This is a genomic window from Lysobacter yananisis, assembly GCF_031199375.1.
Classification (GTDB): domain Bacteria; phylum Pseudomonadota; class Gammaproteobacteria; order Xanthomonadales; family Xanthomonadaceae; genus Lysobacter; species Lysobacter yananisis.
In genome coordinates, this window is sequence record NZ_CP133568.1 from 16,133 (window position 1) to 38,930 (window position 22,798).

A 22,798-nucleotide genomic window follows, 5' to 3' on the forward strand; every position below is an offset into this window, starting at 1 on the left:
AAGGCGGACTACGGGGGGTCGGGCATGTTCGGCGATGCGGCGGGGCGTGACAACCGTTGCGGCGGCGGCGCCGGCGTGCCTGTCTTCGCGCGGTTTGCACGCGCTGCGCTGCGAAAGTGCCGGACGGCTCCGGCAAAACCCCGCACGCGCCCGCTGGAGCCGCGGTTTCCCGCTTGAATTCCAGGGCTTTTCCCGGCATCGTGCGCAATCCATACGCCAGCGTATCCAGCCAGCAATGACCACGGCCGCCCCGACCGCTCCCGCCTCCGCCGCGCCCGCCGCGCCCGCCGAGGCAGCCGCCTCCGCCGCTGCGCATCCGCTCTACCCGCACCTGTTCGCGCCGCTGGACCTGGGCTTCTGCACCCTGCCCAACCGGGTGCTGATGGGCTCGATGCACACCGGGCTGGAGGACAAGGCCGCCGACTTCCCCAAGCTGGCCGCTTATTTCGCCGAACGCGCGGCCGGCGGGGTCGGCCTGATCGTCACCGGCGGCTTCGCCCCCAACATCGTCGGCTGGCTCAAGCCGTTCGGCGGCAAGCTCAGCTGGCCGTGGGAAGCCGGCAAACACAAGCAGGTGACCCGCGCCGTGCACGCGCACGGCGGCCGCATCTGCATGCAGATCCTGCACGCCGGCCGCTACGGCTATCATCCGCTGCAGGTCGCGCCGAGCAAGCTCAAGGCGCCGATCAACCCGTTCACCCCGCGCGCGCTGTCGGCCGGCGGGGTCGAGCGGCAGATCAAGGCGTTCGTGAATTCGGCGCGGCTGGCGCGCGAGGCCGGCTACGACGGCGTCGAGGTGATGGGCTCGGAAGGCTATCTGCTGAACCAGTTCACCGTGCCGCGCACCAACAAGCGCCGCGACGGCTGGGGCGGCGAGGCGGCGCAGCGCTATCGCTTCAGCGTCGAGATCGTGCGCCGCATCCGCGAGGCCTGCGGGCCGGACTTCATCATCGTCTACCGGCTGTCGATGATCGATCTGGTCGAGGACGGCTCGACCTGGAGCGAGGTCATCGCCCAGGCCCGCGCCATCGAAGCCGCCGGCGCGACGCTCATCAACACCGGCATCGGCTGGCACGAGGCGCGGGTGCCGACCATCGCCACCTCGGTGCCGCGCGGCGCGTTCACCGGCATTACCGGTCGGCTGAAGGAAGAAGTCCGGCTGCCGTTGGTGACCACCAACCGGATCAACATGCCCGACGTGGCCGAGCGCATCCTGGCCGAAGGCGACGCCGACATGGTGTCGATGGCGCGGCCGCTGCTGGCCGACCCGGAATGGGTCAACAAGGCGCGCAACCGCCGCGCCGCCGACATCAACACCTGCATCGGCTGCAACCAGGCCTGCCTGGACCACGTGTTCGAGAACAAGCACGCCAGCTGCCTGGTCAACCCGCGCGCCTGCGCCGAGACCGAGCTGAACTACCACCCGACCACCGCGCCCAAGCGCATCGCCGTGGTCGGCGCCGGCCCCGCCGGCATGGCCTGCGCCACGGTCGCGGCCGAACGCGGGCACCAGGTCGCCTTGTTCGACCGCGCCGCGCGCATCGGCGGCCAGTTCAACCTGGCCAAGCGGATTCCCGGCAAGGAGGAGTTCTACGAGACCCTGCGCTACTTCGCCGGCCGGATCGAGCAGACCGGGGTCGAGCTGCGCCTGAACACCGACGCCGACGCGGCCGCGCTGGCCGGCTTCGACGAGATCGTGCTGGCCACCGGCATCCGCCCGCGCCAGGTCGAATTTCCCGGCAGCGACCACCCCAAGGTCGTGAGTTACCCCGACGTGCTGCAGGGCCGGGTCGTACCCGGCCCGCGCGTGGCGATCGTCGGCGCCGGCGGCATCGGCTTCGACGTGGCCGAATTCCTGGTCCACGCCGGTCCGCACTCCGGCGACGACGCCCCGCATTACCCCGATCCGGCGCAATGGCGCGCCGAGTGGGGCGTGGACCTGGACTACGCCGACAACCGCGGCGGCCTGGCCGCGCCGCGGCCGGAACCGCCGGCGCGGCAGGTCTGGCTGCTGCAGCGCAGCGCCGGCAAACCGGGGGCGAAGCTCGGCAAGACCACCGGCTGGATCCATCGCGCGACCCTGAAGGCCAAGCAGGTGCGCATGCTCGGCGGGGTCGAATACGTCGGCGTCGACGACGAGGGCTTCCACATCCGCGTCGACGGCAGCGAGCAGACCCTGCCGGTCGACCAGGTGGTGATCTGCGCCGGCCAGGAACCCTACAAGCCGCTGGCCGAAGCGCTGGCCGGCAGCGGTAAGCCGGTGCACGTGATCGGCGGCGCCGACGTCGCCGCCGAACTCGACGCCAAGCGCGCGATCGCGCAGGCGAGCCGGCTCGCGGCGCAGCTCTGAGCCGCGCATCCACACATGTATATGTATGTGTGGATGCGCTACTCGCATGCGCCTGCGTACCTGCCCCTGTAGGAGCGACGCGAGTCGCGACTGCGACAACGCACCTGCGCCGAAGCTTTCATCGTGGTTGCGTTGTCGCGGTCGCGACTCGCGTCGCTCCTACAGGGCAAGTCCGCGACCCCGCGGCAAGTCGAAACCCCACCCCGACCGGATTCTGTAGGGCTGTCTGTGACCGCTTACCCCAATCGGTGGGGTTGGCTTGACCGTCGCCGCCCAAAATCCCACCCCGAGCGGAGTCCACCGCCGCCCGGAGACGCCAAACACCCCTCCCCCACTTTGCTGAACCGGCTCGCTCACACAAGGGTGAGACGACGTGGGCACGCTTCGTGCCGGGACAAAGCCTTTCAGAACCAAGCACCTAGCGCCTGTTCAGAATAAAAACTCCAACCAAATTAGAAACTTGGATTTTGCCGTTCAGTGTCGGTTTGGATTCGCGTCGCTACCGTTCGCCGACTTTTCCGCCGCCCCCTGCAGAGGCGGCACCCACCACCGCCCCGGGCGCCCATTCGCCCCCGGTCCCGGTGACGGGGCAAAAGCGCGCCGCTAGAGCCGCTGCCCTCCCCAGTACGCCATGTCGGCCTCACCGCTGTCGCTTTCCTCCATCGCGGGGGATCGGCGGTCCAGTGCGGCCGACGCAACGGAGCAAGGAGTCCGATATGAAACTGGCTTGGATATTGTGGCTGGCCTCCGTGCTTCCGCCGCAGACCGCCGACTCGCTGTGTTTGAGCACCACCGTCTACCTGGAAGCCCGCGACCAGTCCCAACGCGGCCAGCAAGCCGTCGCCGAGGTGGCCCTGCGCCGCCGCGACAGCGGCATCTGGGGCGACACCGTGTGCGAGGTCGTCACCGCCAACAAGCAATTCGCCCCGACCCTGGTCTCGCCGGGCACGCGCCTGAGCAATTCCGAAGCCTGGGCCGAGTCGGTCAACGTGGCCCTGGCCGCGGAGCGCAACTGGGCCCTGCCGGCCGGCCAGCGCAAGGAGATCGTGCCCGGCGCGAGCCACTTCGCCGCGCACGCGATCGCCAGCCCCTCGTGGCGTAACGCCTACCAGGTGGCGACGATCGGCGATCACACGTTCTACAAGGTGCAGGCGCTCAAGCCGCGACGCGGCTGAGGCGCGGCGTCGCCGCGATCGCGAGTCGGACATCGGCAGTCGAGCACCGCAATAGCCGGTGCCGTCGATGGCGCCGATCCCCGACTCTCGGCGCGCCGTAACGCACCGTTGCACCGGCTTGCTTGAGCATGTCCCCCCGGAGCGGCGATAGTCGCCGGCTCACCACCCAAGGGGTCGCCACACCATGAAGCTCTACAGCAAGCCCGGCGCGTGTTCCACCGCCGACCACATCGCCCTGCAATGGACCGGCGGCGCGTTCGAAGTCGAGATCCTCGACAAGGACACGATGAAGGCGCCGGCGTATCTGGCGATCAATCCGGCCGGCGCGGTGCCGGCGGTGGTCGACGGCGAATTCGTGCTGACCCAGAACGCGGCGATCATGGGCTACATCGCCGACACCTTCCCGCAGGCGCAGCTGGCCGGCGACGGCAGCGCGCAACAGCGCGCCGAAGCCGCGCGCTGGCTCGCGTTCTGCAACTCCGACATCCATCCGGCGTTCGTGCCGATCTTCGCGCCGGGCGCCTTCCATCCCGATCCCGCACAAGCCGACGTCGTGCGCCAGACCGCGCGCGAGCGCCTGCGCAAGATGTACGCCGCCGCCGATCAGCGCCTGGCCGATCGCGAATGGTTGGCCGGTTTCCGCAGCTACGCCGATCCGTATCTCTATATCACCCTGCGCTGGGCCGATGCGGTGAAGGTCGACCTGTCCGGCTACGCGCACCTGGCCGCGTTCAAGCAGCGCATGCAGGACGACGCCGGCGTGCAGGCCGCGCTGAAGGCCGAAGGCCTGGCGTAAGCTCAAGGCGCGACCGAACTCCCGCCCGCGCGTTGCGCGGCGGGAGTTTTTTTATGCGCGCTCGTCGGGGCGGCGCGTCGCTGCGATGGCCGTGCGCGCGCGCATCGGTACGCAAGCCGTTCGCCGCGTTCGCGCCGCGACGCGGCCGCCGTGCCCGATCAGGCGCCGGCGGCGAACTGCGCTTCGATCCGCGCGGCCACTTCGTCCTTGCGCACCTTCGCCAAGGCCGCGCTCAACTCCGGCAACAGCGCCGCGAGTTCGTCGCTGTTCGCGCAGCGCTCGATCTTGAGCTGCAGGAAATAGCCGCGCAGGCCCAGGTGCTCGCGCACCGCCTCGCTCATGAGCGCGTACAGCGCCTGATACCGCTGCGGCGAAGCCGACGCGGCCGGCGTCGGCGCGGCGGCGCCGGCTCTCGATGCGGCCGCGGGCGCTCGCGGCGTCGCGGCCAGACTCGCCGCGACCGCGGCCGAGGACGCGATCAATCCCAGCTGTTCCAGTTGCTCCAGCGCATCGGCCGGGCCGTGCAGACTGACCGCCAGTTCGCGCAGATGGCGCGCGCTGCGCTCGCCGTCGACGATCAACAGGATCGAACGCAGCATCGGCGGCAACTTGCGCGTGCGGTGTTCGATCTCGTCGCGGCCTTCGTTGGTCTTTACCGGAACGTCGCTGTCGCGCATGGCGTCTCCTCTTGCTCGATCCTTGCCGCGCCGCCGCCCCTCGCGACGTGCGGCCGGCCCGCGACGTCCACGCACCGGCCGGCACCACCATGGTGCCGGCCGGCACCGGACTATGCCATCGCACTCCATGACGTTTCTGTGTCGCATTCGACGATAGGCGCAAGCGGACCGCGAACCGCGCGCGCACGAAAAAGGCCAGGCTCGCGCCTGGCCTCGTTCCGCGGCGTCTTGCGTTTACGCCGCCCGGCGGCGCTCGCTCAGCGCTTTTCGATCGGCACGTACTCGCGATCTTCCGGACCGGTGTAGTTGGCGCTCGGGCGGATGATCTTGCCGTCCTCGCGCTGCTCGATCACGTGCGCGCTCCAGCCGGTGGTGCGCGCGATCACGAACAGCGGGGTGAACATCGGCGTCGGGATGCCCATCATGTGATAGGCCGAGGCCGAGTACCAATCCAGGTTCGGGAACATCTTCTTCATGTCCCACATCAGCGTCTCGATGCGCTCGCTGACGTCGAACAGGACCTGGTTGCCGCCGTCCTTGCACAGCGCGCGCGAGATCTCCTTGATGATCGGGTTGCGCGGATCGCCGACGGTATAGACCGGGTGGCCGAAGCCGATCACGATCTCCTTGCGTTCCACCCGCGCGCGGATGTCGGTCTCGGCTTCATCGGCGCTGTTGTAGCGCGAGATGATGTCCATCGCCACTTCGTTGGCGCCGCCGTGCTTGGGGCCGCGCAGCGCGCCGATCGCGCCGGTGATGCACGAATGCAGGTCCGAGCCGGTGCCGGCGATGACGCGGGCGGTGAAGGTCGACGCGTTGAACTCGTGTTCGGCGTAGAGGATCAGCGACTTGTCGAGCGAATCGGCCAGCAGCTGGCTCGGCGGCTCGCCGTGCAGCAGATGCAGGAAATGCGCGGCGACCGAATCGTCGTCGGTTTCGCACTCGATGCGGCGGCCGTTGCGGGTGAAGTGCCACCAGTACAGCAGCATCGAGCCGAAGCTGGCGATCAGGCGGTCGGCGATGTCGCGCGCCTCGCTGGCCGGATGGCCTTCGCGCTCGGGCAGCACCGTGCCCAGCACTGAGCAGCCGGTGCGCAGCACGTCCATCGGGTGGGCGTTGGCCGGCACCAGTTCCAGCGCGTCGGTGACGATCGCCGGCAGGCCGCGCAGGCGCTTGAGCTTGGTCTTGTAGGCCTTGAGCTGCGACGCGGTCGGCAGCACGCCGTGGACCAGCAGGTGCGAGACCTCCTCGAAGGTCGACTGGGTCGCCAGGTCGTGGATGTCGTAGCCGCGGTAGTGCAGGTCGTTGCCGCTGCGGCCGACGGTGCACAGCGCGGTGTTGCCCGCGGCGGTGCCGCTGAGGGCGACGGATTTCTTGGCCTTGGGAAGGACTTGGGTAGCGTTGTCGCTCATCGGAACTCCTGGTTATTTGTTCTGCGCGAACAGGCGGTCCAGCTTGTCTTCGTATTCGTGGTAGCCGAGGAAGTCGTACAGGTCGGCGCGGGTCTGCAAGGTATCGACGATGTTCTTCTGGGTGCCTTCGCGGCGCACGGTCTCGTAGAAGTTCAGCGCCGCCTTGTTCATCGCCCGGTACGCGCCGCAGCAGTACAGGGCGATGTCGACGCCCGCCTCGCGCAGCTCGTCGGTGGTGAAGAACGGGGTCGAGCCGAATTCGGTCAGGTTGGCCAGGATCGGTACTTTCACCGCGGCCTTGAAGCGGCGGTAGTCGTCCAGCGTCTTCATCGCTTCGGGGAAGATCATGTCGGCGCCGGCCTCGACGTAGGCGACCGCGCGCTCGATCGCCGAGTCGATGCCCTCGACCGCGGCGGCGTCGGTGCGCGCCATGATCACGAACTGATCGTCGGTGCGGCCGTCGACCGCGGCCTTGACCCGGTCGACCATCTCGTCCTTGCTGACCACTTCCTTGCCCGGACGGTGGCCGCAACGCTTCTGCCCGACCTGGTCTTCCATGTGCACGGCGGCCACGCCGACGCGCTCGAAGTTGCAGATGGTGCGGCCGATGTTGAACGCCCCGCCCCAGCCGGTATCGATGTCGACCAGCAACGGCATGCCGGTGGCGTCGACGATGCGGCGCGCGTCGGTCAGCACGTCCTCCATGGTGCTGATGCCCAGGTCCGGCATGCCCAGCGAATTGGCGGCGACGCCGCCGCCGGACAGGTACAGGGCCTTGTAGCCGGTGCGCTTGGCCATCAGGCCGGCATAGGCGGTGATCGCGCCCATCACCTGCAGCGGCGATTCGGCGGCGAGCGCGGCGCGGAACTTGGCGCCGGCGGAGAGCTGGGACATCTGTCTGACTCCGGGTGGCCCGATCGGGGCGATCCGGACATTTTAACCCGCGGCGCGGACCGGCCGATGACGCCGGGGTACGGCGGGGCGAGGGCCCGAGCCGACTGAATGCGCAAAGCCGGTTTGGGGTCCTGCGCGATCTGGCACAAAAGCGTCGGGCCTGAAGGCCCTCCCACAAAAGCCGGGACGGTCCTCTCATGAGGGCCGCGGCTGTTGTGGGAGGGCCTTCAGGCCCGACGCCTTCCGCTCAGACCGCCACCGCCCTCACCGCACCTCCACCTGCAGGGCCGCGAACCCGTCCACTTCGTAGATCCCCGCCTGCGCCCGCAACCGCGACACCAGGCTGCGCACCGCCCGCCCGTCCAGACGCAGATGCAGCGCACCGTCGGCGACCTCGGCCTCGTTGCCGCGCACGGCCGGCTCGAACACCGCCCTGCGCTCGGGCCCGACCACGCCGAAGGCGTTGCCGAACGGCAGCCGCAGCGGCAGCAGCGCCAACAGTTCGCCGACCTGGCGCGCGCTCAGCGACAGCACCGTGGTCGGCGCGCGCAGCAAGCGCTTGCGCTGCTCCCAGTCCACGTGATCGGCGTAGATCGTGCCCACCGAGGAGCCCTCGCGCGCCGAACCTCCGGCCAGGCGCGCGGCGATCTCGGGATCGGCCAGCAGCGAGCCGCGCTCCAGGTCGGTGATCCACAGCGGCAGGTAGTCGTGGAAGACCTCCAGCACCTTGAGCGTGGACCAACGCTTGAGCGCGAACTCCTCCTCGTTGGTGAGGCCGACGATCTGCAGGAACTCGACCCGGCCGTTGTCGCTGTCGATCGGCGCCAGTTCCGGGTCGTGGACGAAGGCCAGCGCGCGGATCGCGCTGTCGCTGTCGGCGGCGATCGGCCCGCCGGCGCTGAGATAGTGGCCGGCGTGGAAGCCGTGCCCGCTTTCGAACACGTAACGCGCCAGGTTCTGCAGGAAGTTCAACGCCCAGCGCGGCGGCTCGTCGGCGTCGTCGGGATTGGCCAGGCGGAAAGTCAGTTCGAAGCCGTAGCCGCTGATCTCGGCGTCGTCGCTGCGCTTGTCGAACAGCTCGCTGAAACCGTAAGTGACGAAATGCCAGTGCGGCAACGGGGTGATGCGCTTGTACGCGCTGATGCCCGGCAACGGCGCGGCGTCGCCGGCCGGCGCGCTGGAATGCCACGGCGACTGGCGCGGATAGACGCGGTTCAAGGCGTGGTTGATGGCATCCCAGCCAGGAGCGCCCGCGTCGCTACCGTGCGTGTCGAGGCGGTGCGCCGGGCCGTGCTCGGATTCCGATGCGGCCGTGGCGGAAGGGCTGGTGTACTGCATTGCGGCCTCGCTGGATCGAGGGCGGGTCGCAGCCCGCCCGTTGCCGCGATGCTAACGCCGGCGCAGAAAAATGGCGTCAATGCCGATGTTGCGCGGACGAACGCTTTGGCTCGCGTTCACGCTGGCGCGCACGAAAGTTGCGTTCAACCGCCCGCATCGGCGCCGCGTTCGAGCGCGCGACGCACCTCCTCCAACGCGCCGGGATCGTCCAGCGTCGACAGGTCGCCGGGATCGCGGCTCTCGGCCAGGGCCTGGATCGAGCGCCGCAACAATTTACCCGAACGGGTCTTGGGCAGCGCGCCGACCACGTACACCCGCGCCGGGCGCGCCACCGCGCCGAGCTGGCGCACCACGCAGTCCTGCATGCCCGCCGCGACCGCGCGCGGGTCCTGCTCGCCGCCGGCCTTGAGCGTGGCGAACACCACCGGCACCTGGCCCTTGAGTTCGTCGCGCACGCCGATCACCGCCGCCTCGGCGACGCTGGCGTGGCTGGCCACCGACTCCTCGATCTCGCGCGTGCCCAGGCGATGGCCGGCGACGTTGATCACATCGTCGGTGCGGCCGAGGATGAAGGTGTAGCCGTCGTCGTCGCGGATCGCCCAGTCCAGCGAGCTGTACAGCAGTTCCTTGAAATGGCCGAAATAGCTGTCGAGGAAGCGCGCGTCGTCGTTCCACACCGTGGTCAGGCAGCCCGGCGGCAACGGCGGCACGATCGCCAGCACGCCCTTCTCGCCCGGCCCGACGTCGCGGCCGCTGGCCTCGTCGATCACCCGCAGGTGGTAGCCCGGCGTCGGCAGGCCGGGCGAGCCGAACTTGACCGGCTTGAGCTCGAGCCCCGGCATCAGCGACAGCACTGGCCAGCCGGTCTCGGTCTGCCAGTAGTTGTCGATGATCGGCTTGCCGATGCCGTCGGTGATCCACTGCGCGGTCGGCTCGTCGAGCGGCTCGCCGGCGAGGAACAGCCAATGCAGCTTCGACAGATCGTGCTTCTTCAACCACGCCGCGTCCTGCTTCTTGAGCACGCGGATGCCGGTCGGCGAAGAGAACATCGTGCGCACGCCGTAGCGCTCGCAGATGCTCCACCACACGCCGGGATCGGGATTGGTCGGCAGCCCTTCGTACAGCACCGAGGTCGCGCCGGCGATCAGCGGGCCGTAGACGTTGTAGGAATGGCCCACCGCCCAGCCGACGTCGGAGGTGGAGAACATCACCTGGCCGGCGCGGACGTCGTAGATCGACCACATCGACAGCGCCAGCGCGACCGCGTAGCCGCCGACGTCGCGCTGCACGCCCTTGGGCTTGCCGGTGGTGCCGGAGGTGTAGAGCAGATAGCTGGGCTCGTTGGATTCGAGCCATTCGACTTCGACCTGCGCGCCTTCGTGTCGCTTGCGCAGTTCGGCGTAATCGACGTCGCGGCCGGGCACCAGGGCGAGATCCGGGTCGAGCCCACGGCTGACGACCAGCACGTGCGGCGGCGGCGACTGCGCCTCTTCGCAGGCGGCATCGACCAGCGGTTTGTAGGCGATCACCTTGCCGCCGCGCATGCCGGCGTCGGCGCAGATCAGCAGCTTGGGCGTGGCGTCGTCGATGCGCAGCGCCAGGTTGTGCGCGGCGAAACCGCCGAACACCACCGAATGCACCGCGCCGATGCGCGCGCAGGCCAGCATCGCGAATACCGCCTCGGCCATGTTCGGCATGTAGATCACCACGCGGTCGCCGCGGCCGACGCCGAGCGCGCGGATCGCGGCGGCGAACACGTTGACCTCGCGATGCACGTCGCGATAGGTCAGCTCGCGGGTCTGCCCGGTCTCGCTGGAGACCGTCACCAGCGCGAGCTGGTCGCCGCGCTCGTCGAGGTGGCGGTCGAGCGCGTTGTAGCAAAGATTGGTTTCGCCGCCGGCGAACCACTGCCGGAACGGCGGGTTGGAATAGTCGAGGATGCGCTGCGGCGGCGTGCGCCAGTGGATCGCGCGGGCCTGTTCGGCCCAGAACGCCTCGGGCTGCTCGATCGAACGGCGGTGGAACTCCTCGTAACGCATGCGGACGTCTCCCGGGGCCGGCAGCCGCAGGCTAGACGATCGGATGCGGGCGCGGCGTTACGACCATGGTCTAGTCGCGCCGCGCGGCCGCGGATGAATGCGCGCGGCGCAAACGAAAGACGCCGGAGCCTCGCGGCCCCGGCGTCCCACCGGCGCGGGCGGCGCCCCGTTCCTGCGCCGCCTGTGCGTCGATTCGAGCGGCCGCGCTCAGTCCGGACGCACGTCCACGCGCACGCGGATGCGGTCGCCCGGGTTGTGGTCGGTGCGGGTGCGGTAGGTCTTGCCGGCGTATTCGTAGGTGACGTCGTACGCGGTCACCGAACGCTCGTTGGCGTAGCTGTTGCCGTAGCCGTTGGCCGGCACCGGATCGCAAACCCGCACCGTGCCGGTGCGCGGCGGTTCCTGGCTGCGCTTGCTCTGTTCGTAGATGCTGCGGCCGGCCATGCCGCCGACCATCGAGCCGATCGCCGAGGTCGCGTAGCGCGCGCTGCCGCCGCCGACCTTGCTGCCGAGCACCGCGCCGACGATGCCACCGACCACGGTCGCGGCGGTGCGGCCGCCCTCGGTGCCGGCGCTGCGGCGCTGGCTGCCGTACTGGTCGGTGTAACCGTCGTTGTTGTAGCCGCCGTTGCTATTGCTGTAGCCGTCGTTGCTATTGCTGTAGCCGTCGTTGTAATAGCCGTCGCCCTGGACGTAGGTCGGGCGTTCGTAGCAGCGCGGCGCGCTGGCGGGCTGGGAGGAGTAGGTCTCGAACACGGGGTCGACCCGGACCACCCGGGCGAAGTCGACCTGCGAGCTGTAGCTCGGCGAGCCGTTGTCGTAACCGCCCGAATAATTGCCCGAACCGGACGGATACGACTGCGCCGAGGCGATGCCGGTGGCGGCGGCCAGGGCCAGGCCCAGGACGGTGACGAGCGAGCGGTTCATGACGGGGCTCCCAGGCGCCGGGATGGCGCGAAACGGATCGTCGGGCCGGGGCGGTCAACCCGGGCTGAATGCGGCCGGGCGTTAGCCCGGCGTCAAAACAACGTTCACCTCACCGACAGACTGCCCGCCCGACGCCGGTGCGCGCAACCAATCCGCGGCATGGATAGCGGCGCGCGCGGCCTCGCGGCCCAGCAGGGGACCGACGTGACTGCCCGGCAAGGCGATCAGGCTCGCGCCGACCGCGGCGGCGAACCGTGCGCTGCGTTGCGGATCGACATCGGTGTCGCCGTGGCTGGCGATGCACAGCATGCGGCAGGCCGGCACGGGCGCCGCGATCCCGGCCTGGGCCTGGCGCAACGCGCCGCCGGATTCGTCGCGCCAGCGCCGCAGCGCATACAGCGCGGCGGCCTCGTCGGCGTCGGGCATGGCGCGGCGGGTCGACGCCAGGCTCGCCTCGCGCCGCCACGGCACCCGCGCCGGCCAGTCGCGCGCCGGATGCTCGGCCGCCCACGGCAGCGGCGGCAGCGGATTGACCAACACCAGCGCGTCGGCGAGATCGCCGCACAGCCACGCCAACAAGCCGCCGAGGCTGGCGCCAACCTCGGCGCGCGGACGCGGCAGCGCGGCCAGGGCGGCGCGCACCTGCTCGCGGTAGTCGTCCAGCGTGGTGGCTTCCAAGCCGGCCGGCGAGGGTTGCAGGTCGGGCGCGTGCGCGGCGATGCCGCGCGCGACGAAGACCTCGCACCACAGGTTCCATTCCCAACCGCCGGCGCCGGCGCCGTGGATCAGCAAAGCGTGGCGGATGGCGGGCGGCTCGGACATGCGCGGCGACGTTGTTGGGCGCAGCGACTGTAGCAGCGGCGCGGGCCGCGATGGCCGCGGCGCCGAGGCGCCGGCGCCGCCCTCGGAGCCGGAAATCGCCGAGCGCCGACTGCGGCTGCGCTCGACGTCCTCCGGTTTCGGCGACTGCGCTCGCGCCTGTCTCTACGCGCGTCACGGTTGGCGCCGCCGTCGCAGCCGCCGCGGACGGTTCGCGACCGCACGCCCAGACCGGCCGTCAGGCCAGCACGGCTTCCAGGCTCACCGGCACCGCGCTGAGCGCCTTCGACACCGGGCAATTGGCCTTGGCGTCCTCGGCGATGGCCTGGAACTTGGCCGCATCGATCCCCGGCACCTGCGCTTTCACCTTAAGCCGGATCTGCGACAGCGACGGCCCGCCTTCCATCGACAGATCGACTTCGGCGCGGGTGTCCAGGCTGGCCGGCGGATGCCCGGCCTCGGTGAGCTTGGCCGACAGCGCCATGGTGAAGCAGCCGGCGTGCGCGGCGGCGATCAGTTCCTCGGGATTGGTGCCCTTCTCTTCGCCGAAGCGGCTGTTGAAGCCATAGCGGGTGTTGTCCAGCAGCCCGCTTTGCGGCGTGCTCAGGCGGCCCTGCCCGTTCTTGAGATCGCCTTCCCAATGCGCGGTGGCGTGACGCGAGATACCCATGGTGTGCGGCTCCGTTGGTGGGGGCGGGTAGCGTAGCGCCTGGCAGGTTAAGAATGAGGAGTGAGCGAAGAGGAGCGAGCAAGAACGGCGGACCGCTTTCCGCTCGCTCCTCGCTCCTCCACGCTCACTCCTCGCTCCACGCTCCATGCCGCGCCGCAACACGCCAACCGCGACCCAGCACACGCTATCGCCGCCGCCACTTGACCCACCTGTAGCGCCGCGCGATAAATCGGCCGCCGCAGCGCGATAAATGGATTGCGGTTGGATTGCGTAGCCTGCAAGGAAATTGCGCCAGATGGAACCCCGCCGGGATGGCCAGCCCCGCCGGCACAAAACAAAAGCGCCCCGAAGGGCGCTTAGCGTACCGGAGGGAGTCGAACCCTCATGCCATGTTTCATGCCTGGGCGCGGTCTTCGTGGCCACGTCACCCGCCCCATGTGTCTGCCGATTCCACCACGGTACCGGCCAAGCATACGCCAGGACCCGGATGGGCGCTCGCCCTGGCCAGCGCAGGGCGGTCAAAGGCCGGCTCCCAGGTTGCCAGCGCCTCGACCTGGGGCACCCTAACCAGCCGCCCATCAGCCACGTCCGCGACCACCCGCGCCAACAGGCGTACGCCCATCGGCCCCAGCTCCCGCCGCCACAGACTGGCGGCGTCGTCGCCGGGCACGATATGACACCAGTCCTGCGCCGCCAGCGGGCCGGCGTCGGCCCGGTCGGTCATCCAGTAAACCGAGCCGCCGGTAACCGCCTCCCGCATGTGGATGGCCCAGCGCACGGCATCGCGGCCGCGGTGCCGCGGTAGCAGGCTGGGGTGGTAACCGATCGCGCCGTGCCGGGCGCGCTTCCGCGCCGCCCTGGTAACGAAGCAATGGGCGTGCGCCGCCACGATCAGATCCACGCCTTCCGGTACCCAGGCGGCCGCCAGAGCGCGGCCAGGATCGCCCACAGGGACGCCAGCGGCCACCGCCGCCTGGTGCAGCCTGTCGCCCACCGGCGCGGCCACGCTGGCCACGTCATGGCCCTGAGCGCGCAGCGCGGCCAGGGCCTCGGCGCCCAGCCACTTCTGGCCCACGATCATCAGGCGCATCAGGCGTCCTCCCCGAGGTACCGGAAGCCCTGCACAGCGCGGAAGTGGCCACCGTAGCCGCTGCCGACCGCCCCCATTCGACCGCGGGCGGCAGATTTGGCGATCGAGGCTCTGCTGCTTTCCCGATTTGAGCCCACGAGGGAGCCGCTCACCTGCGTCCAGCGCGGATCGCGGCGCAGGGCCGCGCACAGCCCCGGGTGGCTGGTATGGAACAGCGTGGGCACCCGGATGCCGTGCCGGTTCTGGCCAGCGCGCCAACGCTCGCACACGGCGGCGAGGAAGCGCAGGCCGATGCCGGCGCCCTGCCACTCCGGCATCACCACGAGCCGGCAGGCTCGCGCTTCCACCAGGCCGGGGCGAGTGCCGACAGCGACGTGCGCGACGCGCTCGCCGGCGACGCTGGCCACGTAGTAGGTGGCGGCGATCATCTCGGGCAGCTTCAGGTAGTGATGCGGCTCAAATGCCGGCCATTCATGCCGGTCGGTTTCCCACACGTCGAAGGTGATCGGCGGCCGTCGCCGAAGTCGCCTCCCGGCCTCGGCGCGCTCGAAAGCGCCCGAGGCCGTGTCGAAGATCCAGTCAGGCTCGATCCAATCCAGCACGTCGTAGTGGCAGGACAGCAGCACGGCCTGGCCAGCGGCGCGCCGCCACGCCTTGGCGAAGGCCATCGCGCCGATCCGGGCGATCTGCCGGTCGACCACGCTGCTGAACTCGTCGACCACGGCCCGCGCTGGCCGCTCCGCGATCAGGCGTGCCAGGTCGGCGCGGAACCGCTCACCGTTGGACAGCACCGAGTAAGGCCGCAGCCAGGTCGGCACCGACCCGAGGCCCACCGCCGACAGCGCCGCCGGCACCGCGTCGAAGCCCGCATCGGGCGCGATCGCGTCGACCACCGGCGCATCTTTCGGCCAGCGCGGCCGCCACAGCGCCCGCGGCCCGAAGATCTGCCGCCCGATGCTGGTCTTACCTGAGCCGGAAGGGCCGACGACCACGCCGATCTGCCAGCCGTCGTCGTCGACCGGCAATTCGGCCGCGAGGTCGAAGGTCGCGCCGCTGTCGCAGTTGAACATCGCCTTGACCCGAGCAGCGCGGTAGCTGTCGAAGTCGGCGCAGGAATGGTTGACCGCAATCTTCATACGGTCACCACTCGCAGCTTCTTGAAGCCGGCGCGCTGCAGGCGGGCGTAAGCCCTCTCTTGCTCGCGCTCGTTCTCGACGATGACCACGACGCCGAACTGCTGCTTGTAGCGGTAGCCGTTGCGGCCTGGGGATTGGCGGGCCTTCGCCCGCGCGTTGGGGGGTGCTTCGCGCATTTTGCTCACCTGTGGCTGCGCCGTCTCGCCTCATGTGACGGCGTTAACCGAAGCTGTCTGTGCCTCGCGGGGCAACAGGGCCTCGGCGGATTCCACGCGGTGAACTCGCGTGTGTTGAAGCGGTGGGCCGACGCTGCCAGGCGCCGGCCCACCGCCCTGTCTTAGAACTCGGCGTCGAAGAGAACGAACGTGTCGGTGCTGTTGTTCGACGCAAGGATCGACGGGACATTCGGGGTCAAACTTCCGCTCCCGATTGTAGCGGTCACCCCATTCGTGTTCGCGGTCGCCTGCACGGTCAAAGTCGAGACCGGGGAGAAAACCCCATTGGACACGACGGACAGAGGCCCGCCAAAACTGACCGCCGGCTGCTTGCGCATCGGCGCCGGCAGGCTGAAAAAGTTGTTCGTCTGGGTGCTGTTGGCCACGTAGCCGTTCGCAAAGAACTGATAAGGCACGGCCGCCTTGAGCAGCAACGCGTACCGCAGCGCCATCTGGTATTCGAGCCCGATCGGGCGCCGTTCGAACACCGTATCTACTCTGCCGGTCTCCAACTGCACGCATGCGAAATCGAAGGTGCCAGACTGTTGGCCGAGCGTGCCGGTGCGGCTGTTCAGTGCGCTGCCGGCATCCATCCAGAAGTTCAGCGCGGTGGCGTCGTCGTAGGTGCCGAGGATCTTGCCCGCCACGCTCGGTAGCGTCACGGGCACGGCGTACTTCGCCCACGACGTGCTCAACGCGATCTTGGTGGCGCCGATGCCCAGGACGGGCGCCGAGGGTGAACCACCGCCACCGAACGATTGGACCATCTCCACCGCGATCGACCGGGCGGCATCGGCCTTGGCCCAGAAGCTGACCATCACCGTGCGGCCCGAGAAACGCTCCACGTCTTCGATGAACTGAGACAGGGAAACGCTGTTCGACGCGCCTGCGACGCTCGACACGACCACGCGGTGAAAGTACCGCGGGGAACCGGGGACAACGGTCTGGCCGAAAGCGAACTGCTGCAGGCTCGGCGCGGCCGTCGAGCCGGTCGCGCTGGTGAACCAGCGATCGGCCAGGTACCGCACGCCGGTCGCCGCCGGGAGCGATATGCCGCGCCACCACAGGCGAAAGCAGCCGTTGATCAACTCGTTTTTGAAGCCCTTGGCCCACAGGGCGGCGCCGGCGGCGACGGTCGCCGGCGAATCGGTTTCGAGGGTGCTGAGCTTGGCCATGTCGTTTCTACTCGATCGTGAGGAGGTCGCCCTCCTCGGTGGTCAGGCGGGCGCCCTCCTGCGTTTCGAGCAGGCCGCCGGCATAGGGGAAGGTGCGCTCTTGGAACTGCCAGCTGGTCAGGCCACCGCGCGACGCCTCGACGGTCACGCGCGCTTGGTACGCGCCGGGCGGTAGAACCAGGTCGACGTTCGTGCCGCTGATACCGGAGATGGTCGATAGCAGCGTGGCGCCGCGGTACGCGCGGACGGTGTAGGTGGTGCCGGCTTCGGGGCCGATGCTGCTCGCCACCTGGTCGACCAGCTGGTCGGCCTGGGTGAGCCGATCGCGATGCGACCAGGTCAGGGTCACGGGGTCGGTGACGTCGACCACGGGCTGCGTCAATCCCTTGATCTTGAGGTTGGCCGGCGGATACGGCCGGGCGGCGCGGCGCGCCATGACCACGCTGTCGATCGGCGCCGCCGCGATCGCCAACTGATCGCTCGGCGTGCGGGTAAGCAGCTTGACGTTGACCGTCTCGCCGGCGACGTACTCACGCTCATCGGAGGCCGCGTAAGCGTCGTAGAACCAGATGCGCTCGCCTGCTGGGTGCAACGTGGGCACCGTGTCGCCGCACGCGCGCGCCAGGCGCGCGGCGCCGCTGCTGGGGTTGATCGTGTCCACGCGCACGATCTCATCGCCCCACAGGGCCGCAGAGCCGATCTCGACCTGGTCCAGCCCCACACCGGCCGACAGCACAAAGTCCACCTGCAGCAGCGTGTCGGCCGCGCTAACGGTCGCCGTGGGGCACCAGTCGCCGAGGTTGGTTTCCTGATAGGTCTCGCCGCCGGCGGCGGTGGCCAGCGCGTAGTTCAGCGCCAGGCCGCTGGGCTGGGAGCCCACCGCGGCGACGAAGCCGCTCTCCTGCGCCAGCGCCGCCAGTGCGGGCGCGGCCAGGTTGCCCGCCAGTTCGACATAGGGCGCCTCGAACACGCGCCGCTGCGGCGCTGCGACGGGCACCTGCGAGGGCGGCACATACTCGCTCTGCTGCGGCACCAGGTAGACGGTCGACGGCATCCGCAGCACGTCCTGCAGCGCCTTCAGCTTGATCCGGCCGTCGCGCAGCTCGCCGAGGTCCAGGCTGTCGGCCCGGCACACCATGTCGCCGATGCCGATCTTCGGCAACTGCAGGCGAAACGGGCGGCCACGGCGAAGCCAGCTGTAGGGCCGGTGGTTGAGGACCAGGTTCAGGCGCGCGAGCTGCGTCGACGTCGCGGCCAGATCCCGAAGGATGATCAGGTTCGCCAGCACTTCGACGGGCACCTCGCGCATGGTGCGTGTCTGGCTGACGATGCCGCCGGCGGACGCGATCAGGCCGCGGCGGCGCGCCGGCACCGTAGTGCGATTGACGCGTTTGATGGGATCGAACCACTCGCCCACCATCTCGTTGATGTTCTCCAGCGGAACGCTGGGTTCCCAGTCAACGCTCAAGACATCGTCCTCGCCGATGATCGGCAGTGACTCGACGTCGTAGTCGTCGCGGATCAGATCCAGGTAGTACAGGCCATCGCCGCGCGGCTGCTGCAGCGCGCCGCCGATGAGGTCGACGATCTTCTGCTGGAAGTCGAGCAGGTCGTCCGGGCCTTCGCCTTCGAACTTCGCGCACAGGCCGAAGCCCTCGGCGTACAGGGTGTCAGCCGCCTTGCGCCAGCTCGCTTCGTGCATCTGGCCGCGGGGTACCTGCTGGCCGCGGGTCAGATCCGTCACGGTGGCGTACAGGATGTGCGCCGGATTCATCGCGCGGATCTGGCCGTCGGCCAGCGGGATCAGCGCTTTCTCGGGGTACCACACCCCGTTCGCGTCCCAGCCGCTCAGCGCGCGGTATCCACGGACGCCCAGCGCCTTCGGATAGGGGTTCATCGAGCCCAGCTGCACGCGGCGCAGCAGCAGCGTGCTCAGGTCACGCATCGCGCCCCACTTGGGACCGAAGACGGCCTTCAGGTAGGCGTTCGGTTGCTGGCTTGGCTCACCGAGCAGCAGCTCGAAGTCGCCGACGATGCCGCCCTCCTGCTTGTCGCCGCCGTATAGCTTGGGCGCGTCGACGCGGAAAATCCCGCTGGTGGTCCGGTGCCCCTTCCAGGCCGTGCGCTCGCCGCCGCGGATCTCGGTGATGCCATCGAGCTGAAAGCCCATGCCGAGCAGCAGGTCGTACAGGTACTTATACCCAAGGGTTTGCTTCTTACTGCTGCCCACGGTCGGCCTCCATGCGCGCGCGCGCCGCTACGCGCTTCGCGAACCAGTCGTCGATCGCCTCCAGTTCCTCGGCCGGCATGCCGTTCTCCAGGAATTCCGCGAAGTCCAGGCCCTGCTGACGAAACCAGCCGCGCGCGCCCACCACACAGAGCAGCTCGGCGCGCACGTGCGCGATGGTGACGGTCACACTCATTTCTTGCCCTTGCCCTTGATCGGTATCTGGCCGGCTTGGCGCCAGGCGACGACCTGGCTGTCGTCGAACCAAACGTCGCCGAACACCCACGCGACCGGGCGGCCCTCGTCGGCCACGGGGATATTTGCCTTCTGCGGCTCGGGCGCTTTGGGCTTCGGGCCGAGCGCCGCCGCGAGATAGCGGGAGACGATCGCGACGGCGAGCATGTAGAAGAACTGCACGCGACGTCCTCAGTAGTTGGGATTGCCGTCGAACGGCGAACGGTCCGGCGCGTACAGCTGGCCGCCGTAGTTGTCCGTATTGCCGAGGAACTCGCAGCTGGCCCAGTCGCCGCCGCAACCCGGCAGCGCCACCAGCGACATGCCGGGCGTCAAGCCCGTCGACGGCGCGGCGAGGGTGATTGCGGCGCCGTTGTGGCCCTCGATGTCGGCCGTCTCTTTGTAGCCGCCGGGCATGTCGTATTCGATGTAGCCGCCGGCCAGGCGCCCCTCCGGGATCGCCAGGAAGCCCGCGGACTGAACCGTCAAGCCGGTCACGTTGTCGACGGTGGCGGTGATGGCGTGCTGCGCCGGGATGGCGTTGCACTGGCCGTTGCCCTGGCTGTACACCAGCAGCGGGCAGCCCGGCTGCCAGCGCCGCGTGTTCGCGCGGCGCATGGATGCAGTGCGCTCGGGCTGGCATTTCAGCTCCAGCGTCCCGGCGTTCTTGTACTGGGGCGCCACGACGCGGCCCATCCACTGCACCAAGGCCTCAGGGTCGCCGGCGTGCGTGTCCATGACGATCAACGACACCGGCGCGCGGCCGACCACCGGCCACCACCACCTCGCGACCTCCAGCGAGCGAGGGATGGTCAACGTGCGGGTGAGCTGCGGGGTCTCGCCGTTCTCGTTGATCGGGGTAATCGAGATGCCGCCGGGGACCGCGCGCCAGGGTTGCCCGTTGTAGGTGTAGTCGCTCTGGCCGCTGACGTAGCGTTGCAGCTCGGCGCCGCGCACGAACAGATACAGCACCAGCGGCTCGCCCTCGTAGTAGCTTTGGTCGCGCTGCTCAAACGTCATAGTTCCCCCCGACGAACGCAATTTCGACGGTGCCGACGCCGTCGGCGTCGGTGATGTGTTCCAGCACCACCTCGTCGTCGGCGGCATCGCACGTCGCCATGAACGAGATCTGCCGCACGTCATCCGGCCGCACCAGGCGGTTCAGGGCTTGATCGATCGACACCTGTTCGGTGAACTCGTCGATCTCGACGGCGTCGGTGATGCGGCGATAGAACACGGTGCCGTCGATCAGCTCGATGCGCAGGTCGCGGCGGTTCGGCTGCAGGCGGGCGAATCGCACGTACCCGCTGGCTTCAAACTGCAACGCGACGTCGGACGCGGACACGGGTTGCGCCAGAACCAGGTCGTCGGCCCAGCTCGGCATCCAGACGTGCCGGTACTGGCCGCTGAGGTAGTACAGCCAGTCGCGCATGGTCGAGTGTTCGTCGCGGCCGTGCAGCATCCAGCGGTGCCCGCCCTTGCGCGAAGAACGCCCGGACAGGTCGACGACCGCCGCCGGCGAAATCTCGTTGTCCAGGGTGTTGGTGTTGCGCTGGTAGGTGATCGTCGGATCGCGGCCCTCGTCGACGCGCCACTCCAGTACCGGCAGGCCGCGGTACAGCACCGGCGGCACGAACGCGCGCCAGACGGCCGCGTCGCGCTGCTCGAAGGTGACGCGCACGCGGGAGCCGCGGCTGGTAAACAGGTTCTGCTCCGGCCACTGCAGCAGCCGGCCGAACACCACCGGTAGCACCGTTGTACCCGCCGGCCAGGCACGGCTGGTCGGCCGGGTGAGGCGCAGGCGGTCCGGCAGCACTTCGGCCACCTCGACCACCTCGTTGACCCGAAAATCGCTCCAGAGCATCGCCTGGCCGCCCGCGCGATAGTCGAGCCCGACTGTGCCGATCTCGATCACGTCGACGCCGGCGGCGATCGAGGCGCTCAGCAGCCGTGGGTCGGTCGGCACGGGGAACGCGAACGTGCGCGCGGACCACGCCATCAGCGCCTGGTCCAACATGCGGCGCTCCTGCCCATCCGCTACGACGTAGAACTCGAAGCTGCGGCGTGGTGTTTGCCGCAGCTTGCGCTTCTGCTTGCGGTCGGTCATGACCGCGACCATGACGTCGGTCAGCCACGCCAGGCGCTCGATGACCGGGCTGCCCCAGTCCGGCAGCCACGGCCAGGCGGTGATGCGAGAGCCGGTGACCCGGATCGTGAACGCCTGGTCCTCGTCGAAATCGAACACGATGCGGGCGTCGATCGTCGGCGGACCTTCGGGCGACACCCGCAAGGAGTACTTGCGGACCTGCAGGGGCGCGAACTGCAGCGGCGGCGCAGGCTGGCCATAGACCGTGATGCCCTCGCCGTCGACGAAGGTGAGCGCTTCGAGGATGCGAGCGCGGCGGAAGGCGTTGTAGATCGTCAGGGAGCGCTCTTGCTGGCCGATCAGGTTTCCGAGCGCGAAATCGAAAGCCGAGACGTGGATACGGTCATAGAAGTCCGCGCCGTAGGTGGCCAGCAGCTCGTACCCCTCGCGGGCGATCGGCGCCGGCTGGTAGCTGTAGCCCTGTGCCGCCGCCACCGCCAGCATGGCGGGTGTAGCGCCGCCGCTCGGGTCAGCCGAACGCGCCGCGCGCAGCGCGGTGGGTTCGTAGCTCCAGTCGGTCATGGCAAGCAGAGGCATCAGTTGATCCGGTAGGCGTAGCCGTACGCGTCGGAGTTGGGCTGACCGACGGAGCCGTTCTTGCGGATCAGCGGAAACAGCTTCCAGATGACGCCGCCGACGGTGGTCTGGTGCCCAGGCGGCACGTCATCGAGTCGGCAGAAGCGGATGCCCGGCGGGTATCCGAGCGGGCTGTAAACGCCGTTGAGCCGCTGTCCCAAAATCAGGCTGTGCGTGCGCACCGAGCTCTTGGTTATGCCGCTGGTGGCGAACCTGACATTGGCCGGCACCGTGGCCCACTGGTCATCGCGGCGAAAGCCGCCGACGAGCGCGTTCCCGCTGGTGTTGTAGGGGTCGTACCAGCGCGGCGCGATGCCGTCGCAATCCGCGCGCACCTGGGTCGAGGGACCATTGCGGCTACTGCTTTCAGCACCGTCGAACGGGACAGCATGGTCGCCGTAGTTCCAGTTGGAGATGTCGTTTGGATCGTAGGACCAATTCAAGGCATAGCAGAACGCCCCGGTGTTGATCACGCCGGCGGTGACCAGGCCGCCCAGCCCGAAGTGCTTGAACACGCCAGGCGCGGTCTCGACGACGACATAGAGATACGGCGGATCGCCGGCGCTGCCGGTGATGAAGTAATGGGCCTGAAACGCGCCGACCATCGCGTTCGACCAGGTCGTGGACGATCGAGCGGCCTGGTTCTCGGTACCGTTCGCGGCGTTGTAGGCGTCGTGGGCGTAGGTGCCGATGTACGGACCGGGATCGCCGCTGCTGCCCGCGGAAGGATTCGTAAGAAACGTGCCCGCGAACCCGGCCTTGCTCAACTGCAGCGCCTGACCGGCGCCCGACGTCCGCGCGCCGGCGAAGTGGATGGTCCAGCCGTTGGCTTGGGCGAACGCGCGAAGCTTTACCAGCAGGTCGGCGACGTCGGTGGAGGTTCCGGGTTCATGGATGGCCAT

At 69.2% G+C, this 22,798-nt stretch carries 22 protein-coding genes and 1 tRNA gene; 4 read left to right on the plus strand and 19 right to left on the minus strand.

The genetic code is table 11. The features are described from left to right. Window positions 1-235: 235 nt before the first annotated feature. From RDV84_RS00045 to RDV84_RS00055, 3 genes are all read left to right on the plus strand, one after another. Entirely contained in the window at window positions 236-2,350 is a 2,115-nt protein-coding gene (locus RDV84_RS00045) for an NADPH-dependent 2,4-dienoyl-CoA reductase (RefSeq protein WP_309152060.1), read from the plus strand. 716 nt (window positions 2,351-3,066) lie between these two features. After that, on the plus strand, window positions 3,067-3,525 hold the full coding sequence (locus tag RDV84_RS00050) for a cell wall hydrolase (protein ID WP_057946665.1): 459 nt from the start codon (window positions 3,067-3,069) through the stop codon (window positions 3,523-3,525). A gap of 184 nt (window positions 3,526-3,709) precedes the next feature. Further along, a complete protein-coding gene (locus RDV84_RS00055; RefSeq protein ID WP_057946664.1) occupies window positions 3,710-4,321 on the plus strand; it encodes a glutathione S-transferase N-terminal domain-containing protein in 612 nt (203 codons plus the stop codon). A gap of 158 nt (window positions 4,322-4,479) precedes the next feature. Here RDV84_RS00055 and RDV84_RS00060 read toward each other — a convergent pair whose 3' ends face one another. The 3 genes from RDV84_RS00060 to prpB all read right to left on the minus strand — a co-directional run bounded on the left by RDV84_RS00060 (window position 4,480) and on the right by prpB (window position 7,304). After that, on the minus strand, window positions 4,480-4,998 hold the full coding sequence (locus RDV84_RS00060; protein ID WP_309152061.1) for a hypothetical protein: 519 nt from the start codon (window positions 4,996-4,998) through the stop codon (window positions 4,480-4,482). A gap of 257 nt (window positions 4,999-5,255) precedes the next feature. Further along, window positions 5,256-6,410 carry a bifunctional 2-methylcitrate synthase/citrate synthase gene (prpC, locus tag RDV84_RS00065; protein ID WP_309152062.1) on the minus strand — a complete coding sequence of 385 codons (1,155 nt, stop codon included), beginning with the start codon at window positions 6,408-6,410 and terminating at the stop codon, window positions 5,256-5,258. 12 nt (window positions 6,411-6,422) lie between these two features. Beyond that, window positions 6,423-7,304 (minus strand): methylisocitrate lyase, encoded by an 882-nt coding sequence (gene prpB, locus RDV84_RS00070; RefSeq protein WP_309152063.1) that lies wholly within the window; start codon window positions 7,302-7,304, stop codon window positions 6,423-6,425. A gap of 108 nt (window positions 7,305-7,412) precedes the next feature. On the opposite strand from prpB, the gene RDV84_RS25540 reads away from it, so the two are divergent. Then, window positions 7,413-7,505, plus strand: coding sequence for a DUF6053 domain-containing protein (locus RDV84_RS25540; RefSeq protein ID WP_425606179.1), 93 nt, complete (start codon window positions 7,413-7,415; stop codon window positions 7,503-7,505). A gap of 63 nt (window positions 7,506-7,568) precedes the next feature. Here the strand turns inward: RDV84_RS25540 and RDV84_RS00075 are convergent, their stop codons facing one another. The 16 genes from RDV84_RS00075 to RDV84_RS00150 all read right to left on the minus strand — a co-directional run bounded on the left by RDV84_RS00075 (window position 7,569) and on the right by RDV84_RS00150 (window position 22,798). Beyond that, the gene (locus tag RDV84_RS00075; RefSeq protein ID WP_309152064.1) at window positions 7,569-8,642 is read right to left on the minus strand and encodes a suppressor of fused domain protein; all 1,074 of its coding nucleotides are present in this window, start codon (window positions 8,640-8,642) and stop codon (window positions 7,569-7,571) included. A gap of 143 nt (window positions 8,643-8,785) precedes the next feature. Next, entirely contained in the window at window positions 8,786-10,681 is a 1,896-nt protein-coding gene (gene prpE, locus RDV84_RS00080) for a propionate--CoA ligase (RefSeq protein WP_309152065.1), read from the minus strand. Window positions 10,682-10,888: 207 nt separating this feature from the next. Further along, window positions 10,889-11,608 (minus strand): glycine zipper 2TM domain-containing protein, encoded by a 720-nt coding sequence (locus tag RDV84_RS00085; RefSeq protein WP_309152066.1) that lies wholly within the window; start codon window positions 11,606-11,608, stop codon window positions 10,889-10,891. 81 nt (window positions 11,609-11,689) lie between these two features. Further along, a complete protein-coding gene (locus RDV84_RS00090) occupies window positions 11,690-12,430 on the minus strand; it encodes an alpha/beta hydrolase (protein WP_309152067.1) in 741 nt (246 codons plus the stop codon). 235 nt (window positions 12,431-12,665) lie between these two features. After that, window positions 12,666-13,097 (minus strand): OsmC family protein, encoded by a 432-nt coding sequence (locus RDV84_RS00095; RefSeq protein WP_123649228.1) that lies wholly within the window; start codon window positions 13,095-13,097, stop codon window positions 12,666-12,668. A gap of 358 nt (window positions 13,098-13,455) precedes the next feature. Beyond that, a tRNA-OTHER gene (locus tag RDV84_RS00100) sits at window positions 13,456-13,560 on the minus strand. Further along, on the minus strand, window positions 13,522-14,187 hold the full coding sequence (locus RDV84_RS00105) for a formyltransferase family protein (RefSeq protein ID WP_309152068.1): 666 nt from the start codon (window positions 14,185-14,187) through the stop codon (window positions 13,522-13,524). The genes RDV84_RS00100 and RDV84_RS00105 overlap by 39 nt, the downstream gene beginning before the upstream one ends. Continuing rightward, window positions 14,187-15,323 (minus strand): hypothetical protein, encoded by a 1,137-nt coding sequence (locus RDV84_RS00110; RefSeq protein WP_309152069.1) that lies wholly within the window; start codon window positions 15,321-15,323, stop codon window positions 14,187-14,189. The genes RDV84_RS00105 and RDV84_RS00110 overlap by 1 nt, the downstream gene beginning before the upstream one ends. Beyond that, window positions 15,320-15,499 (minus strand): hypothetical protein, encoded by a 180-nt coding sequence (locus RDV84_RS00115; protein ID WP_309152070.1) that lies wholly within the window; start codon window positions 15,497-15,499, stop codon window positions 15,320-15,322. The genes RDV84_RS00110 and RDV84_RS00115 overlap by 4 nt, the downstream gene beginning before the upstream one ends. A 161-nt stretch (window positions 15,500-15,660) precedes the next feature. Further along, on the minus strand, window positions 15,661-16,713 hold the full coding sequence (locus RDV84_RS00120) for a hypothetical protein (RefSeq protein ID WP_309152071.1): 1,053 nt from the start codon (window positions 16,711-16,713) through the stop codon (window positions 15,661-15,663). Window positions 16,714-16,720: 7 nt separating this feature from the next. Further along, window positions 16,721-18,943, minus strand: coding sequence for a hypothetical protein (locus RDV84_RS00125; protein WP_309152072.1), 2,223 nt, complete (start codon window positions 18,941-18,943; stop codon window positions 16,721-16,723). After that, window positions 18,930-19,130: a hypothetical protein gene (locus RDV84_RS00130; protein ID WP_425606178.1), complete on the minus strand. Its 201-nt coding sequence runs from the start codon at window positions 19,128-19,130 to the stop codon at window positions 18,930-18,932. Before RDV84_RS00130 ends, RDV84_RS00125 begins: the two co-directional genes overlap by 14 nt. 2 nt (window positions 19,131-19,132) lie before the next feature. Further along, entirely contained in the window at window positions 19,133-19,357 is a 225-nt protein-coding gene (locus RDV84_RS00135) for a hypothetical protein (RefSeq protein WP_309152074.1), read from the minus strand. Window positions 19,358-19,366: 9 nt separating this feature from the next. Then, entirely contained in the window at window positions 19,367-20,194 is an 828-nt protein-coding gene (locus RDV84_RS00140; RefSeq protein ID WP_309152075.1) for a phage BR0599 family protein, read from the minus strand. Continuing rightward, a complete protein-coding gene (locus RDV84_RS00145; protein ID WP_309152076.1) occupies window positions 20,184-21,857 on the minus strand; it encodes a hypothetical protein in 1,674 nt (557 codons plus the stop codon). Before RDV84_RS00145 ends, RDV84_RS00140 begins: the two co-directional genes overlap by 11 nt. Further along, window positions 21,857-22,798, minus strand: a complete 942-nt coding sequence (locus tag RDV84_RS00150; RefSeq protein WP_309152077.1) for a hypothetical protein — start codon at window positions 22,796-22,798, stop codon at window positions 21,857-21,859. The genes RDV84_RS00145 and RDV84_RS00150 overlap by 1 nt, the downstream gene beginning before the upstream one ends.